This window comes from Candidatus Glassbacteria bacterium, from assembly GCA_019456185.1.
Classification (GTDB): Bacteria; Gemmatimonadota; Glassbacteria; order GWA2-58-10; family GWA2-58-10; genus JAJRTS01.
Window position 1 is genome coordinate 1 of record VRUH01000027.1, and the last position, 15,482, is coordinate 15,482.

A 15,482-nucleotide genomic window follows, 5' to 3' on the forward strand; every position below is an offset into this window, starting at 1 on the left:
TTTGTCGTTCACTGCTGCAAATCTAATAAGAATGGGGCTTAGCCCGCTTTGTTTTTAGTTTAACCGGACACTACTGACCCTAATTAAAAAAGAAGCACGACTGTTTTTCTACTTTTGTGGCCAAAAGTAGAGCAAAAGCCTTTTCGCCGGCCGAACTCGCATTGGCAGTCAGGGCGCTTCAACCTTCATTGTTAAAGCGGCAAAAAACACGCTGCCGGCGCGGAAGGCCTGAAATGTCCCGACGAAGTGCGTCGGGACATTTGAAAGCGCACCAGACAGAGACGGATCAGATGATCCGACGTGGGATCAGCGCTAAAAGATCCGCTGCTTTTGCCCAGGCTCAAACATGCGGCCCGGAATTGCCGCCGCCCTACCGGAAAAAACACCGTGCCCTAAGCTTCACAGGGGTAACCATTAAGATTGGTTTCAGTAACCTGATATCCTTAAACCAATCCCAAGAGGTTTTGAAATAAGCTCTATTTCAGTCAACTGGTCTGGCACCTGTTTCAAAATCTTCCGGCACCAGGAACATCACCTCGCGCCCGGCGATCACAGCCCCGGTATCGGCCGTATCGAAATGTTTGCCGGTAATGGCGCAGCGATATAAGCCTTTTTCCAGGCTCGCCAGCGGAAGCGGCTGAGCGTCCGGCTCGAAATTGAGCACCCAGGCGGCGGGCTGGCCCCGGCCCACGGTTCCTTTCCGCACTCTCAACAACGGCGCCCCCTCGCTCCAGCCGGTCTCGATTCCCGCCTCGTTCAGCAGGCGGGAGACGAGTGAGGCCGCTTCCCGCTCACCGGCCCGGCAGCTCAAGCCCGGATAGAATCCGCAATAGAAAGTCCGTCCCTTGCCCGCCGTGTTGCCGATCAATCTGTTCCCCCCGCCGGAGAGGTCCTGTCCCGAGCCGTATGTTTCCAACCCGGCCAGCATGCCGTGTGCCTGCAGAGTGACCTCGAGCGCCGTGACCTCCACCGGTTTCAGCAGGGCTTTCAGCTTCTTCTCCCGGCAGCCGAACAGGGTGTCGAGTCCCTGACCCGGCCGAACCGGCTGGACCCAGGCGCGCCTGTCGCGAAACGCCAGGCCGGGGTCGGCCACCAGCGTCCCGCCCTCGATCACATAGCCTGCCAGGACATAGGACATCTCCTGGCTGACCAGGTGGCAATACGGCAGGACTATCAACTCGTAGCCGCGAATCTGTTCCAGCTTTTCCACCGCCACCAGGTCGACAGCCAGTCCCTGCCGCCAGAGCAGGCTGAACCATCCCTTGACCGATTCCTTGTAGCGGTAGCAGACTGTGCCCACGCGCTCGCTATTTTCCGCGTCTTCCATCTGGCTGTACATGTCTGCCGCGAAATCGAACACCACCGCCACGCGCGCTTTCTCCGGCCGCCAGGAGCGGAACGCCGCGGGGTCGCGGCGAGCGGCCCTGCACAGCTCCGATACCGCCAGGCTGCGGTCGGTATCCGACCCGTCGATTTCAACCAGCCCGCTGGTGAGAGATTCCTCGCTGAACCTTTCGCTCTTGAACTGCCAGATCACGATCCCGCGCGCGCCCTCGCTGAGAGTGGAGCCGAGCATGAACCGCAGGTCCTGGCCGGTGTAGTCCTCGGCCATGTAGTTCCACGAATTGCCGTAGACCTCGTTGATCCAGAAGTAATCTTTCACCGCCCCCATCCAGCGCGCCTGCATCCCGTAGAGGTAAGCCTCGTCCCTGAACCCGGGATTGCTGAAGAGCGCCGAGCGGTCGACCTTGAAGAAGGTGTGGAAATCGCCGGTCCAGTGCGGCAGGCTGGTGCCGAACACGTCCACTTCGCGGCTGGTGAGCAGATCGTGACTGGTGTCGATAAAGGTGGGCTGGAGCACGGTGTTGAAACCCACGTGGCAGAACAGCGGACGTTCGGGATCAAGCCCGCGCACAAGTTCGGCCATCCGCCTTACCCACCAGGCCACCGCATCGGCCCGCGAGCGTCGCCACAACCAGCTGTCGTAGTAGCCCGAGATATCGGGCGGAGGGTCGATATCCTTCCAGGCGCGCACCGCCAGCCCGAAAGTTTCGTTGAACCGCTCCACCGATCCGAAGTTGTCCGCCAGCCACTTGCGATACACGGTCCGCGAATGCTTGCAGGCGCAGTCGGCGAACGGGCGGCTGCGCGGTTCGTTCCACAGGTGCCAGCCCAGGATATTTTTCCGCTCGCGGAAACGTTCCACCCCGGAGCGCACAAACCGCGAGGCTTTCTCCCAGACAACCGGGTTGTCGAAACAGGGCATCCAGCCGCCCAGCGGAAAAGAGCCCCTGGCCCTGGGCCTGATCGGGACGCCATCGGGCGCCACCCGCTGGGCGTCATAGTTTTTGAACAGCCAGGCCGGAGCGCTTTCGAGAAAGAATTTGAACAGGACCATCAGGCCGTTGCGCTCCGCCAGTTCGATCAGGCAGTCCATGTCGTCCCAGCGGAAAGTCCCCTCCTCCACCTCGTGCCAGGCCCACTGGGGCCGGAGCTGAATCGCCGTGAACCCGAGACCGGCGATATGGCGAAGGTCGTCCTCCCACTCATCGGGAGTGGGCGTTGGCTGACGGTAATACTGGACGCAGAAGTGAAAATCTTCAGGTGTCGGCATGCGGAAACGTCCCCTGTCCCAGTCTTTGCTGTCGTTAATGGTTTAATACTGACGATTCCGACCCGGTCGGAACACGACTCTAAAATACTGCCAAGCGCGTTCGGGGCAAACTAGTTTCTGCCCCGGCCGCTTAGCTTGCGCCGGGCGGGATCGGGTGGTAAGCTGGAACAGTTGACCCCGGGCATGGAGAGACAGCGATGATCAACGTGGGCACCTGTGGATATTCGTACGATGACTGGCGGGGAGTGTTTTATCCCGAAGGCGCGGCGAAAAAGGATTTCCTGGCCTGGTACGTACGTCATTTCCGCTGCCTGGAACTCAACTCCAGCTACTATGCCATCCCATCGCCCGCTTTGGTATGGAACCTGGCAGAGCGCACACCGGACGATTTCGAGGTGGCGGTTAAAGCTTTCCAGGGGATTACCCACGAACGCAACCAGGGCGCCGAAGCCAGCTTGGAAAAGTTTCTCGAAGCGATCAGGCCCCTGCGCGAGTCCGGCAAGCTGGCCTGCGTCCTGCTGCAGTTCCCCAACAGTTTCCACCGGGGTCAGGCGGAGATGGATTTCCTGGCGCGGCTGATCGAGCGGGTGCAGCCGGTAACTCCCGTGGTCGAATTCCGCAACTCGGCGTGGACGGGCAGGGAGGTCTGGAGCTGGCTGCGCGGGCTGGATGCTGCTTTCTGCTGCGTGGATGAACCGGCAATCGAGGGCCTGCTGCCGCCGGAAACCGTGATGACTTCCACGCGGATGGGCTATGTCCGCTTCCACGGCCGCAACGCGGGGCGATGGTACGGCCACGACGACCCGGCAGAGCGCTATGACTATCTATACACCGACGATGAATTGCGCGAGTGGGTGCGCGGTATCGGCTGGCTGGGCAGGCAGTGCGCTGAGACGTTCGTGATGTTCAACAACCACCTCAACGGCCAGGCCGTGCAGAACGCCCGGCGGATGCGGCAGCTGCTGGGCCTCGGCCCGCCGTCGGGAGCCGAGGACCAGCAGCGCCTGATCTGACACTCGGGGCCGGTTATGGCCCCTTCCAGAGATACTTGAAAAACTCGGCGTCGGTCGAGAGGATGAGGGTGGTCGTGCTGTCGATCGCCTTTTCGTAGGCCTCCAGGGTACGCACCAGCTCGTAAAACCCCCGGTCCTTGTTGTAGGCCGAGGCATAGATCCTGGTCGCCTCGGCGTCGCCCTCGCCCCGCACTTCCTGCGCCGTCTTCTCCGCCTCGGCCATGATAATCACCGCCTGTTTGTCGGTCTCGGCCCTGATCTTCAGCGCCTCCTCATCGCCCTCGCTGCGGTACTGGTTGGCGATCCGGTTGCGCTCGGCCTCCATGCGGGCGAAAATCGCATTTTCGTTCTCCCGGGGCAGGTCGGCGCGCTTGATCCTCACGTCCAGCACGTCGATCCCGTAGTCCTGGGTGAGTTCGTTGCATTTACGGGTGACTGTCTCCATGATTTCAGCGCGCTTGGAGCTGATAATATCGTGGAACGCGTGGCTTCCCAGTTCCGTGCGTATCTCGGAGTAAATTATGTCGTCGAGCCGGGCCTGGGCGCCGATTTCGTTCTGGACTGTCTGCAGAACCTTGAGCGGATCGTTGATCCGCCACTTGGCGTAGTTATCCACGAAGAGGGTCTTCTTGTCCTGGGTCAGGATCTCGGTGGGCGCGCTGTCGTAATCCAGCAGCCGGCGGTCGAAAACACGCAGCTTATGGATGAACGGTATCCTGAAATTCAGCCCCGCTTCATTGATAATTTTTATCGGCTTACCGAACTTGGTCACCACCACCTGTTCGGTCTCCCGGACACTGAACATGCTGTTGGCGCCGACTATAACCAGCAGCACCACCAGCGCGAGTATCACATTCTTTCTTAAAGACATTTTAGATCTCCTTCAAGACCGGGTTGGGTTTATTGAAAAAAGGTCTCGCCGTGCTTCCCTCCGTGCAGGTGTTACTGGTTGCCGCCGGAGCGGGGAGCGGTCCGCATGTCAAGCAGCGGCATCAGATTGGTCCCCGTATTCCCGGTTTTGGCGATATACTTTTTCACTCTCGGCATCACTTTCTCCATCGTTTCCAGATAGAGCCGCGTTTCGGTTACCTGCGGGGCCTGCCTGTATTCGGCCAGCACCCGCTCGAACCTGCTGGCTTCACCCTGGGCGTGGAGCGTGCGCTGCTCGCGGTAGCTCTCGGCCTGACGGATGAGCTGCTCGGCCCGGCCCCTGGTGCGCGGGATAATGTCGTTCTGGTACCCCTGGGCCTGGTTGATATACTTGTTCTTATCCTCGAGCGCGCTGGCCACGTCCTTGAACGCATCCACCACTTCCGCCGGCGGGTGGACGTCCTGCAGTTGCACGGCCACCACCATCACGCCGGCGTTGTAGAGATCGAGTATCTCCTGGAGTTTCTGCTGGATTTCCTGCTGGATCTCGAACTTGCCGTCGGTCAGGGCTTCGTCGATATTGTGGTAGCCCACCACCTGGCGCATGGTGGCTTCCGAGGCGCTTTTGACCGTCTGGTAGACGTCGCGCACCTCGAAGAGATAGGCCGCCGGGTCCTTGATCTTGAACTGGACGATCAAGTCGATATCGACGATATTCTCATCGCCGGTGAGCATCAGGCTCTCCTCCGGCATGTCCTCATAGCGCGCCGGGGGACCCTGGTAAATCGTGCGGAAACCGATCTCCACGCGCTTGACTTCGGTCACCCTGGGAGTTTCGACAGATTCGACAGGGTACGGCAGGTGGTAGTTGAGTCCGGGTTCGGTGACATTGGACAGCTTGCCGAAGCGCAGCACCACGCCCAGCTCGTCGGTATCCACCATGTAGAACCCGCTGGCCAGCCACAGGCCCAGGATCACTATTACCGCCAGTGTGATAGTTTTCCTGTTCAGGCTGGGCATTCTGATTTCGGGTATGTTAATTTCAAAATCTCCGGCTGGCATCAGGGCCTCCAAATAGAGTGGAAACAGAAAGAGATAGTATCTCCGGACTGAACATGCGAAAGGTTAATCTAGGCTAAGACGGTACGGTTTGTCAAGCAGGGCGGGCGCGGTGGTATCTATCTTGAGGGGGAACGGCGAGTTGCATTCAGTTGCACGTTTCCTCGACAATATCCCGCAGCAGGGCGAGTACATCGAGTGGAGTGTCAAGGTTCCAATGTATGTTGCGGGGAAAAAAACATGTCAAGGCTGTGCAAAAAACTCAGCCGTGGGAATTGCTCACTGCAAACTCTATCCATTTCTCGTGCTCCCGGACATTCCGCACCACGAACCCCTGTTCCCGGAGACTGCGCAGAATGTCCCGCCCAGTGTCTCCGCCATCGGCGGTCACAGCGAGGTCTTTACCTGCGCCTAGCCGGTCCAGTTCGAGCTTGATCCGCACGAAATTCATCGGGCAGGGAGTTCCGCGGAGGTCCAGTGTTTGTCCGGCCGGTTTATTCATGGCTGATCCAGGTAAACGGAATCGTCAAGAGAGCATATTTCCGCAGTTGTCGAACACACCGGGCAATCGGGTGCGGCAGCGGTTACGACCGTGGGGAACCGCATCCGCAGGGCGTCTATCGAGAGCAGCCTGCCGGTCAGCCCTCCGCCGGTTCCGCAGATCGATTTGATCGCCTCGGCTGCCTGGATACTGCCCACGATACCCACCGCAGGCCCCAGCACTCCGCTGCGCGCGCAGTCTGGCGTTTCAGACGGCGAGGGCGGCTCCGGTACCAGGCAGCGCAGGCAAGGGTGCTTTCCGGCCGGCGGCTCCCAGGTAAACACCTGTCCCCCGAAACCGAGGACACCGGCATGCGAATACGGTTTCCCGGCAAGCACGCAGGCGTCGTTGATCAGGTACTTGGCCGCAAAATTATCCGTGCCGTCCACCACGAAGTCATACCGCTCGATCAACTCGAGGGCGTTATCTGCGGTCAGGCGCTCGGCACGGCACTCGATTTCGACATCCGGGTTCAAATCCCGCAGGCGCGCCGCCGCGGACTCGGCCTTGGACGTACCCACTCCGGGAGTAGCGTGGAGCACCTGGCGCTGGAGGTTGCTTAAATCCACCAGGTCCGGATCGACAATCCCCAGGCAGCCCACTCCGGCGGCCGCCAGATACAGCGAAGCCGGCGAACCAAGTCCGCCGGCTCCGACAATCAGTACGCCGGCAGCGCGCAGCTTCCGCTGGCCCTCGACTCCGATCTCGGCCAGCACGATATTGCGGCTGTAGCGTTCAATCTGTTTTTCGTCCAGCTCCATCAGGCCCTAGATATCCGCGTACAGCGGATGGCTGAGATAGCGCTCGCCCGTGCTGGGCAGCACCGTGACAATCAGCTTGCCCTTGTTCTCGGCGCGGCCCGCCAACTGAAGGGCCGCATGGACCGCGGCGCCGCTGGAGACACCGGCGAAAATACCTTCCTCGCGGGCCAGCCTGCGCGCTATTTCGATCGACTCTTCAGTGCTGACCGTCAAGATCCCGTCGACCACGTCCATGTTCAGGATGTCGGGCTTGAATCCGGCGCCGATCCCCTGGATCTTGTGTGGTCCGGGGCATTCGCCGGAGAGCACCGCGCTTTCGACCGGCTCGACAGCATAGGCCTTGAATTCCGGCTTGCGCTTCCTGATCACCTCGCTCACCCCAGTAATAGTCCCGCCCGTACCGACACCGGAGACGAGGATGTCAATCTTGCCGTCAGTGTCGTTCCAGATTTCCTCGGCGGTGGTGCGGCGATGGATATCGGGATTGGCCGGGTTCTTGAACTGCTGCGGCACGAACGAGTTCGGAGTATCGGCTGCCAGTTCCTCGGCCTTCTCCAGCGCTCCTTTCATCCCCTGATCGCCGGGTGTAAGTACCAGCTCGGCGCCCAGCGCCTTGAGAATACTGCGGCGCTCGACAGTCATCGTGTCCGGCATGGTCAGGATCAGGCGGTAGCCCCTGGCCGCGGCCACGAACGCCAGGGAGATTCCGGTATTGCCGCTGGTCGGCTCGATAATTACCGAGTCTTTGTTCAGCTTGCCGTCTTTCTCCGCGGCCTCGATCATGTTGACCCCGATCCGGTCCTTCACCGAACCGAGCGGGTTGAAAAACTCGAGTTTGGCCACAATTTCTGCGTCAACACCGGCGGCTATCCTGTTGAGCTTCACCAGCGGCGTCCGGCCGATAGTCTGCGTTATATCATCGTAAATCCTGCCCATGATTTATCCTCCCCTCAGAAAGCCTCTCAGCTAACTTATACGTTTCCGAACCTCTTCACAACAAGTCATTTATTCTGCTGCGGTACCGGCGTAGGCCGGTGCCAGCGTGGTAAAATTCAGCCCGGGCAATAATGCCGCCGCTGATCCTTCGATCTCTGCGGCATGCCTCCTCCCGTTACGGATTAAGCGCGGCGGACTACCCTGCTAAGTGAAGTACACCGGATCATATATCATTATCTCGATAGTATTAGTAGACAATATAATCCGGGCAGCGCTCTTTGTCAACACCCGGTGCCGTCTTTGTGGAAAAGGAGCTAGTCGGATAACGAATGATGTTCGAGCCAGTCGAGAAATTTGCGGAGGGCGACTGCGCGATGGCTGACCCTGTTCTTTTCAGCGGGATCAAGCTGGGCGAATGTTTTCCCGAGCGGAGGGTAATAGAACAACGGATCGTAGCCGAACCCCATGCCGCCTCGGGGAGTATCGAGGATCACTCCCTCCGCCCTGCCCTCGAATGTAACCGGCTCCCGGCCGGGTCTGCAGAGAGCCAGGCAGCAGTGGAACGCGGCTTTACGATTTTCGGCCGGCATCCCGTCAAGCTTGTTCAGCAGATAATTGTTGTTGTCCGCATCCGAGGCAGTCGCTCCGGCATAGCGCGCGGAGTGGATGCCCGGCTCGCCGTCGAGAATATCCACAACCAGGCCGCTGTCATCGGCCACCGTCGCCAGGCCGGTCCGCTGACGCCAGCAGCTCGCCTTGGCTACGGCGTTTTCGCGGAAGGTCAGACCGTGCTCCTCCGGCGGTTTCTGTTTGCCCTGGGGGATATCCTCCAGTCCCAGCACCTCAACTTCCGCATCGGCCAGCAGCTCGCCCAACTCGATAATTTTGCCCAGGTTTGTTGTCGCGACCAGCAGCATCTGTTCAGCCAATACCAAGCACCTCTTTCTGCAGCTCAACAATAGTCTTGATACCAGCCGAGGTCAGTTCCAGCAGCCTGTCAAGGTCTTCGCGGCTCATCGGTTCTTTCTCGGCCGTGCCCTGGACCTCCACCAGCCCGCCGTCATCGGTCATCACAACGTTCATGTCCACCTCGGCGTTGCTGTCGGCCGCGTAATCCAGATCGAGCACGGGGCTGCCATCCACCAGCCCGACACTCACCGCGCTGACAAGTCTTTTGCAGGGGTTAGCCGGCAGGTCACCGGCCTGCACGAGTCTTTCCAGAGCGAGATACAGGGCCACCATCGCCCCGTTGATCGCACAGCAGCGCGTACCGCCGTCGGCCTGGATAACATCGCAGTCCAGGGTAACGGTCCGTTCGCCCAGGGCTTCGAGGTCAACAGTCATCCGCAGGCTCCGGCCGATCAGTCTGCTGATCTCCAGCACCCGGCCGCCCGCGCCGGAGCGTGAGCGTTCCCTGGGCTGACGGGTGTTCGTGCTGCGCGGCAGCATTCCGTATTCGGCGGTCACCCAGCCTCTGCCCTTGCCATCCAGGAACGGCGGCACTCCATCCTCGATTGTCGCCATGCACAGCACCCGGGTGTCGCCCATCACGGCCAGGCACGAGCCTTCGGCGTGAATCGAGACTCCGGCGTCAAACCTTGTCGTCCTCAATTCGTTCCATTTTCTGTGTTGTTTATCCGTACTCTCCATCAGTATCCGCCCTTTGCCGGTGAATTCGAAATTTGCAGGATCAGCATGTCCTAAGATAGCAGATTTTCAGCCCCAGACAAGGAACAGCCGCAGCTGAGAGCGCCTGTCAAGCCGCAGTCTCCCCCGGGCCGAAAAATCGTTTAACTGCCTGTAACCGAGCAACTTATTAAAGATTCGCCCGTTTTCTGCCGATAATCATATTGATGAAGAAACTGTTCAGTTCAAGATGAGGAGATCCGAGCCATGCTGATTAAGAAGACCCTGATCCTGGCCAGCCTGGTTGCCGCGCTCAGCGTTCTGCTGGCTCTGTGGATGTTCGATAAGCTGATGGTGCTCAACGGTCGAGACAGCGGGTATCAGTTTTTCACCCGTCCGGAGGCGCCGCTGAACGATTCTCCGGCCAAACTGCAGTTCCAGCCCCTGCGCCGCTCCGCCTGATTTTTTTCCGTGATACCTCTGAGCTTATTGACAACCTTTCCAGCAAAATATATCTTCATAGAAAAGTTTTGTTTGCAAAAAATACAAAAAATGCGGGCGTAATTCAGTGGTAGAATGTCAGCTTCCCAAGCTGGACGTCGTGGGTTCGAACCCCATCGCCCGCTCCAATAATGACAGGCTTGATGTTGCTACAATATAGTGGACACCTCCAATACTCAAATTAACTTGAGAGCAGGAGGTGTAGCGATGAGTTCAGGCAAAAAGAGCTATGATGCGGAGTTCAAGCGAGAAGCGGTTCAATCACGCAAGGGGACATAATGTATGAATAAAGGCAAAGAAAATGACAGAAGGAGAGATGTGCGAAAGCCCTTCAATACAGAACTTGATTTGTTCATAGACGCACATAGTCTTCTGGCTGAATCGATAGACATCTCAGAAAACGGTTTCCGATTCAAGATTAAAGAACCAATTAGATGCAGAGTTCGTCTTGAGTTTGGTGTTGAAATGATAGAAAGAGAGGTACAGCTTGTATGGGCAAGGGAAGAAGAAGGTGAAATGCTTTACGGCTTCCAATTCACTTCAGGATCAAAGGGGTGGAAGTATTAAAGCGAAATGCCGCGAATCGAAACATCCATCTGTGTCACCCCATTGCCACCACGATTTACCTTGTTAGTTTCAAATTATGACTCTGCCATGCTTACTTTCACTGCCCTTAGGCCTTTAGGCCCTTCCTCCACTTCGAACTCTACACTGTTGCCATTTTCTAAAGCGTCAAAATCCATTCCTTCCAAAGAGGATCGATGAAAGAAAACCTCCTGCCCATCTTCTGCATCGATGAAGCCAAAACCCTTGCCCCGGATAATGCTGCTTATCTTACCTTTCAAGTCTTCACCTCCTTGAATTTGAAAAGCTCCTGGAATGATTTGACTTATTACTTTGCTAGCGAAAAAGAATCATTGTCCGCCGTCGCTCTCTTCGCGGCCGGCCTGTCCGATATGCTGTTATACGGATCTATGAAAGGAGGTTAATATAATATCATTGGAATGTCAAATTAAAAACAGAGGGGTATAAAACTCCGGTCCAGTATGAACGGCTGGTAAAAGTACCTTAATCAGGGGTCTATTTTTTTGTGGCAATACCAGACTGTAAAAATCACTGCATACACGTGCTAGAAGCTGTTTCATAACTGGGTTTTATTTTAAATTTCGCCCGTTGGCGGGTAACCCTTAAAAACACAACCCCCTGTTTCCCCCTTTTCTCAGGGGGACTAAAACCGGATAACCCCAGCCAACATACGAAAAAACCTGAGACCGGACAATTTCCCCTTAACAAAGGGGGTGCCTGCGAAGCAGGCGGGAGTTGTCCCGTTTTAAGGTTATGAAACAGCTTCTAATATAACGGCCCTGTAGCTCATCTTACACCCGGCCCCCTTCCCCCGAATAACCTCGGTTCTAAAGCCGGGGTTTTTTCATTTCCTCAGCCTCGGTAATGCAGACAGAGATACCCCCGCCGCGGTATGCGATCATATGTGACATATCTGTCTGTCGTTGACCTGTCTCTGTGGCCTGGGAGAAGCCGGAGATCGTCAAGGCTGATCCACAAGTCTCTAACATTGGTGGTGTAAACGTGCCGGTGCATAGCAGTAGTCATATGCCCCCTTGATGCGCGCTGAACTCATAGCGAGCCCCGCTCGACCACCAAGCGGAACCGGTCGTCGTCGAACGCATCCGTGCCGATGATCCGATGTCCATCCGCCTTGATACTTTTGGACAATGTGCCGACCTCGGTGCCATCGACGAGGATTTCGAGTTTTTGCCCGGCCTCCATTGCATCAAGCGCCAGCTTGTTTTTCGCAAACGGGAGAGGACAGGTAAGACCGGTGACGTCAACCGTGCGGTTGATGACGAATCGCTGCTGGCCCTGCCGTGGAGCCGCACCGGTGTCCCGCAGCCACGAAGGTTCATAGTCCGGATAACGATGGATCACCACCGGCTCGGGCGGCGGCGCTTCGCGCACCAGGGACGGGCCAACGACCGTCTCCAGGCTGTCCAGCATCGATTTCATGGCTCCGGGCGCCTTCAAAAGTTCCCCAATGCGCGTGCGCCCATGCTCCTTTCCGTGCTCGCCATACCAGTCGAGCACGGTCCGGATGACAGACACCACCTTCTCATCGGAAATCAGTCGCGCGACCACAGTGCCGTTATGCGGATGGCGGCCGTGGCGGCCCCCTATGCGGACGATCCATCCGACGCTTCCGGCGCTCCACGATTCGGTCGGGCACGCGCGTATGCAGTCTGCGCAATAGAGACACTTGGACGGCTCAAACTGCGGCGCCCCGGACTCCGGATCGGGCACGATAGCACCCTCCAGACAAGCCTTCGAACAGATGGTGCAGCCGGTGCAGGTCGCCTCGTCCCATAACGGATAGGCGGCTCCCTGGAAGGCCAAGTCCATTTCGTTGGTTCGCGCGCAATCAATCGGACAGCCGGAGAAGGATATCTTGAACTTGTGGTAATACTCCTCGCCGAAGAACTCCTGGTCCACCAACTTCGCCATCGCTTGCGTGTCTGTCAGCCCGTTCGGATTGTACTCGCAGCCTGAGCAGGCCGTAGGCACGCGCACCCGGGGGCCGCAGGTCGCAACATTCACCCCGGCTTGAGCCAGCAGGTCCGTCACCGAAGGGAAGTCTTCATAGCTGACATACGGCACTTCCAGCGACTGCCGAAAGGAGAGGTGGACATACCCTTTGCCGTAGTGTTCGCAGGCGTCGGCCACTGCCCTCAACCACGCAGCAGGAACGCGGCCGCCCGGGCAGCGGCAACGGACGGTGAAAAGATCCTTCTGGCGCTGTTTGATGTATCCGCCCGCCTTGAGCTGGTCGAAGGAGAGGTCTCCCCGCAGTGGGGTCGTTCCGCGCGCTCCTGCCACCGGCACCTCGACAGGGACCTTCCGCCGCCGGGCCCGTTCCTCGAGGTTCCGGTCGACGGTCATTTTTGTCCGGCGCAGCTTTTCCTCGACGGAAAGCTGCTTTTGTTTGTTCTCTGGCATCGCCCTTTTCCTCCTCAAGATCACTTGAAGTGCAGCCAGCACGCCATCACTTCACGACATCGGCCACCGGTATTGACTAATCGCTTTTGTGCGTCGAAGAATTGGGGGCCGGCCTTTATTCCTTTCAAAAGCACACACAGCAAAGCAGAGCACTTCCCGATACTTACAAACAGAACAGGCCGCTCAATTATCATTTTATTCCTTCGGTTTGCCTTCCTCGCCCAGAATGTCAGTAAAAAAGCTCGTATATTTAAACCCGCTGTCCGGGGAAACTGCCACCGCCAGGCCCTCTTCAGATTTGCCGAATTCAATTGCGGCATGAACTATGGCTCCGGTCGAAGGCCCAACAATCAACCCCTCCTCACGAAACAGTTGTTTTGTCACATCATAAGCGGGTTCATCATTTACCCGGACTACCCGGTCAATTACATTGCGATCAAGGATTGCAGGTGGTTTGGATTCCTCCAGGTTCTTCAAGCCGGGCAATCGATGCCCCTTCTGCGGTTCGATAGCGATTATTTGAATGGCGGGATTTTTCTCCTTGAGATAACGTCCTACTCCGGTGATTGTCCCACAGGTTCCTAAGCCGGCAAAAAAGAACTTTACCCGCCCCTCGGTCTGCTTCCAGATTTCCGGCCCCGTGGTTTCGTAATGAGCTTTAACATTGTCCTGGTTTTCATATTGGTTAGGCATTGCATATCGTTCTCGGCCATCGGCGCTATTGACAAACGAATGCGCCAGTGCGATGGCACCATCTTTGGGATGGTCCACCGGGCAGAGGTCATCCGGGGTCGGCCAAACCTCAGCCCCCAGCATTCTGAGCAGTACCTTTTTCTCATCAGGCACTCCATCCGGAATAGTCACCGCCAGTTTTTTCCGCATAAGTGCAGCCAGTGCAGCCAGTGCGATCCCGGTGTTGCCGGAGGTCGGTTCTACCAGCTCTTTGCCCTCCAGTTCACCCCTCTCTTCCATGCCGCGCAACATATATAACGCCGTCCGGTCCTTGATAGAACCAAAGGGGTTGAACCATTCCAGTTTCAAGTATAGATCGAATGACTCCCCCGGGACCAACCGCTTTACTTTCATCAATGGAGAAGGATTATCTACTGAAGAGATTAAATCCCTGATGTCATCGTAACGCCGCAGAGCGTGATTGGCTTCAAGAGCCTTCTTTTCATTCACCCTGGTATTCATCTTCTCCCCTTACTTTCACTGGCTCAGGAACCAGCTTGTTTTTATTCATTTGCTGATCGTACAGATCACTATGCGCTCTCAGGGGAAACTATTGAACAATCCGTGTCGTATTGTACGAGACTGGTAATACCGGGATGTTTCCCACACAACGGGCAGGCCGGATCAGGAACTCGCTTCAGGATCGTAAAACTACCCTCAAGTGCATCATAAACCATCATCTTATGTGAAAACAACTGCCCTATGCCGAGTAGAAGTTTAAGTGCCTCCACCGCCTGCAAAGTGCCCATGGCGCCCACAACTGCCCCGAGTATTCCCGCCTCCTGGCAGTTGGGCACCAGGCCCGGAGGAGGAGGTTCAGGGATCATGCAGCGGTAGCAGGGGTTTCCCTCTCCTGGAAGGATTGTCAACAACTGGCCCTCGAACCGCAGGGAAGCCGCCGAGACCAGGGGGATATTCTCGAAGAAACAGCAATCAGCAACCAGGAAACGCGTGGGAAAGTTGTCGCAGCCGTCCAGGACTACATCATATCCGCTGATTATATCCTTTGCGTTTTCCACGTTCAGCCGCTCGGGAATAGCCTCGATCTTACAATCAGGGTTGATGCCGGCGATAACCTCTTTAGCTGAAACCGTCTTGTTCCTGCCCAGGTCATCGGTGCCGTGAATGATCTGCCGCTGAAGATTTGAAAGCTCTACAGTGTCCCCGTCAACCACGCCGAGCCTGCCGATACCCGCCGCAGAGAGGTACATCAGAACCGGCGAGCCTAGCCCGCCCGCCCCGATTACCAGCGCGCTCGATTCCAACAATTTCCGCTGTCCTTCCCCGCCCACTTCCTGAAGGATGATGTGGCGGGAGAATCGTTCTATCTGTTCATCGCTGAAAACAAACTCCATTTCCACTCCCTGGCTATTCAGGTTGGTTGCTGGATGTTCAATTCTTTGCTTCGTTGCGCTTGTTTCTTCAGATGGGTTCCTAATTCTGCTCCAACAAATTGGAAATTGCCTTGCACTGTAATGGAGATTCCGGATCGATCTTGCCCGGTTTGCTGAATGCAGATAAGCTGGGAGATTAAATCATCCCCCTGCAATGGCGGAAATGATAGTTACCGTATCACCATCCTTGACCGGTGTATCAAGTCCTTGGAGAAGACGGATTTCCTCTCCCTCGTTCACATGGATATTGAAATGCCGGCGTACCTTGCCCGAATCGTCACAAAGGCGGTCAGCTATGCCGAGATTCTCGAGGATTTCTCTTACAGTCGCCCCTTGCGTCGACGATTCCTGATTGCCGCCCAAAAGATTTCTCAGTGCTGTTCCGGTTCTGACATTAATCGGCATAGTAGTTTCCCTCCAAAGTTT

At 57.0% G+C, this 15,482-nt stretch carries 16 protein-coding genes and 1 tRNA gene; 4 read left to right on the forward strand and 13 right to left on the reverse strand.

The annotated features are described in order from the left end of the window. Positions 1-481: 481 nt before the first annotated feature. Entirely contained in the window at positions 482-2,614 is a 2,133-nt protein-coding gene (locus FVQ81_10790; protein ID MBW7997032.1) for a hypothetical protein, read from the reverse strand. Positions 2,615-2,811: 197 nt separating this feature from the next. Between FVQ81_10790 and FVQ81_10795 the strand changes: the two genes are divergently transcribed. Further along, positions 2,812-3,627 carry a DUF72 domain-containing protein gene (locus FVQ81_10795; protein MBW7997033.1) on the forward strand — a complete coding sequence of 272 codons (816 nt, stop codon included), beginning with the start codon at positions 2,812-2,814 and terminating at the stop codon, positions 3,625-3,627. Between the two features lie 13 nt (positions 3,628-3,640). On the opposite strand, the gene hflC is transcribed toward FVQ81_10795, so the two are convergent. From hflC to FVQ81_10830, 7 genes are all read right to left on the reverse strand, one after another. Next, entirely contained in the window at positions 3,641-4,498 is an 858-nt protein-coding gene (hflC, locus tag FVQ81_10800; protein MBW7997034.1) for a protease modulator HflC, read from the reverse strand. Between the two features lie 71 nt (positions 4,499-4,569). Further along, positions 4,570-5,517, reverse strand: a complete 948-nt coding sequence (hflK, locus tag FVQ81_10805) for an FtsH protease activity modulator HflK (GenBank protein ID MBW7997035.1) — start codon at positions 5,515-5,517, stop codon at positions 4,570-4,572. A gap of 301 nt (positions 5,518-5,818) precedes the next feature. Continuing rightward, a complete protein-coding gene (locus FVQ81_10810) occupies positions 5,819-6,058 on the reverse strand; it encodes a sulfurtransferase TusA family protein (GenBank protein MBW7997036.1) in 240 nt (79 codons plus the stop codon). Next, positions 6,055-6,858: a HesA/MoeB/ThiF family protein gene (locus tag FVQ81_10815; GenBank protein ID MBW7997037.1), complete on the reverse strand. Its 804-nt coding sequence runs from the start codon at positions 6,856-6,858 to the stop codon at positions 6,055-6,057. The genes FVQ81_10810 and FVQ81_10815 overlap by 4 nt, the downstream gene beginning before the upstream one ends. Before the next feature lie 6 nt (positions 6,859-6,864). After that, positions 6,865-7,794 (reverse strand): cysteine synthase A, encoded by a 930-nt coding sequence (cysK, locus tag FVQ81_10820; GenBank protein MBW7997038.1) that lies wholly within the window; start codon positions 7,792-7,794, stop codon positions 6,865-6,867. Between the two features lie 314 nt (positions 7,795-8,108). Continuing rightward, positions 8,109-8,711 (reverse strand): XTP/dITP diphosphatase, encoded by a 603-nt coding sequence (locus FVQ81_10825; protein ID MBW7997039.1) that lies wholly within the window; start codon positions 8,709-8,711, stop codon positions 8,109-8,111. 4 nt (positions 8,712-8,715) lie between these two features. Then, complete coding sequence (locus FVQ81_10830; GenBank protein ID MBW7997040.1) at positions 8,716-9,444, reverse strand: ribonuclease PH; 729 nt, start codon at positions 9,442-9,444, stop codon at positions 8,716-8,718. A 243-nt stretch (positions 9,445-9,687) separates the two neighbouring features. On the opposite strand from FVQ81_10830, the gene FVQ81_10835 reads away from it, so the two are divergent. The 3 genes from FVQ81_10835 (at position 9,688) to FVQ81_10845 (ending at position 10,488) form a co-directional block, all read left to right on the forward strand. Then, on the forward strand, positions 9,688-9,882 hold the full coding sequence (locus tag FVQ81_10835; GenBank protein MBW7997041.1) for a hypothetical protein: 195 nt from the start codon (positions 9,688-9,690) through the stop codon (positions 9,880-9,882). A gap of 92 nt (positions 9,883-9,974) precedes the next feature. Next, positions 9,975-10,049 (forward strand) — tRNA-Gly (locus FVQ81_10840). A 154-nt stretch (positions 10,050-10,203) separates the two neighbouring features. Continuing rightward, on the forward strand, positions 10,204-10,488 hold the full coding sequence (locus FVQ81_10845) for a PilZ domain-containing protein (protein ID MBW7997042.1): 285 nt from the start codon (positions 10,204-10,206) through the stop codon (positions 10,486-10,488). A gap of 74 nt (positions 10,489-10,562) precedes the next feature. On the opposite strand, the gene FVQ81_10850 is transcribed toward FVQ81_10845, so the two are convergent. The 5 genes from FVQ81_10850 to FVQ81_10870 form a co-directional block, all read right to left on the reverse strand. Continuing rightward, positions 10,563-10,766 (reverse strand): cold shock domain-containing protein, encoded by a 204-nt coding sequence (locus FVQ81_10850; protein MBW7997043.1) that lies wholly within the window; start codon positions 10,764-10,766, stop codon positions 10,563-10,565. Positions 10,767-11,556: 790 nt separating this feature from the next. Further along, positions 11,557-12,930, reverse strand: a complete 1,374-nt coding sequence (locus FVQ81_10855; GenBank protein ID MBW7997044.1) for a 4Fe-4S dicluster domain-containing protein — start codon at positions 12,928-12,930, stop codon at positions 11,557-11,559. A gap of 195 nt (positions 12,931-13,125) precedes the next feature. Then, positions 13,126-14,124 carry a cysteine synthase family protein gene (locus tag FVQ81_10860; protein MBW7997045.1) on the reverse strand — a complete coding sequence of 333 codons (999 nt, stop codon included), beginning with the start codon at positions 14,122-14,124 and terminating at the stop codon, positions 13,126-13,128. A 68-nt stretch (positions 14,125-14,192) separates the two neighbouring features. Then, on the reverse strand, positions 14,193-15,017 hold the full coding sequence (locus FVQ81_10865; protein MBW7997046.1) for a HesA/MoeB/ThiF family protein: 825 nt from the start codon (positions 15,015-15,017) through the stop codon (positions 14,193-14,195). Between the two features lie 180 nt (positions 15,018-15,197). Next, the gene (locus tag FVQ81_10870) at positions 15,198-15,461 is read right to left on the reverse strand and encodes a MoaD/ThiS family protein (protein ID MBW7997047.1); all 264 of its coding nucleotides are present in this window, start codon (positions 15,459-15,461) and stop codon (positions 15,198-15,200) included. Positions 15,462-15,482: the final 21 nt, after the last annotated feature.

What these genes read in the sequence shown, in the direction of transcription:
- FVQ81_10830 (MBW7997040.1), bottom strand. Translation starts at nt 9,444, where the DNA reads ATGGAGAGTACGGATAAACAACACAGAAAATGGAACGAATTGAGGACG.
- FVQ81_10845 (MBW7997042.1), top strand. Translation starts at nt 10,204, where the DNA reads ATGAATAAAGGCAAAGAAAATGACAGAAGGAGAGATGTGCGAAAGCCC.
- hflK (MBW7997035.1), bottom strand. Translation starts at nt 5,517, where the DNA reads ATGCCCAGCCTGAACAGGAAAACTATCACACTGGCGGTAATAGTGATC.
- hflC (MBW7997034.1), bottom strand. Translation starts at nt 4,498, where the DNA reads ATGTCTTTAAGAAAGAATGTGATACTCGCGCTGGTGGTGCTGCTGGTT.
- FVQ81_10825 (MBW7997039.1), bottom strand. Translation starts at nt 8,711, where the DNA reads ATGCTGCTGGTCGCGACAACAAACCTGGGCAAAATTATCGAGTTGGGC.
- FVQ81_10795 (MBW7997033.1), top strand. Translation starts at nt 2,812, where the DNA reads ATGATCAACGTGGGCACCTGTGGATATTCGTACGATGACTGGCGGGGA.
- cysK (MBW7997038.1), bottom strand. Translation starts at nt 7,794, where the DNA reads ATGGGCAGGATTTACGATGATATAACGCAGACTATCGGCCGGACGCCG.
- FVQ81_10870 (MBW7997047.1), bottom strand. Translation starts at nt 15,461, where the DNA reads ATGCCGATTAATGTCAGAACCGGAACAGCACTGAGAAATCTTTTGGGC.
- FVQ81_10790 (MBW7997032.1), bottom strand. Translation starts at nt 2,614, where the DNA reads ATGCCGACACCTGAAGATTTTCACTTCTGCGTCCAGTATTACCGTCAG.
- FVQ81_10815 (MBW7997037.1), bottom strand. Translation starts at nt 6,858, where the DNA reads ATGGAGCTGGACGAAAAACAGATTGAACGCTACAGCCGCAATATCGTG.
- FVQ81_10835 (MBW7997041.1), top strand. Translation starts at nt 9,688, where the DNA reads ATGCTGATTAAGAAGACCCTGATCCTGGCCAGCCTGGTTGCCGCGCTC.
- FVQ81_10860 (MBW7997045.1), bottom strand. Translation starts at nt 14,124, where the DNA reads ATGAATACCAGGGTGAATGAAAAGAAGGCTCTTGAAGCCAATCACGCT.
- FVQ81_10810 (MBW7997036.1), bottom strand. Translation starts at nt 6,058, where the DNA reads ATGAATAAACCGGCCGGACAAACACTGGACCTCCGCGGAACTCCCTGC.
- FVQ81_10865 (MBW7997046.1), bottom strand. Translation starts at nt 15,017, where the DNA reads ATGGAGTTTGTTTTCAGCGATGAACAGATAGAACGATTCTCCCGCCAC.
- FVQ81_10855 (MBW7997044.1), bottom strand. Translation starts at nt 12,930, where the DNA reads ATGCCAGAGAACAAACAAAAGCAGCTTTCCGTCGAGGAAAAGCTGCGC.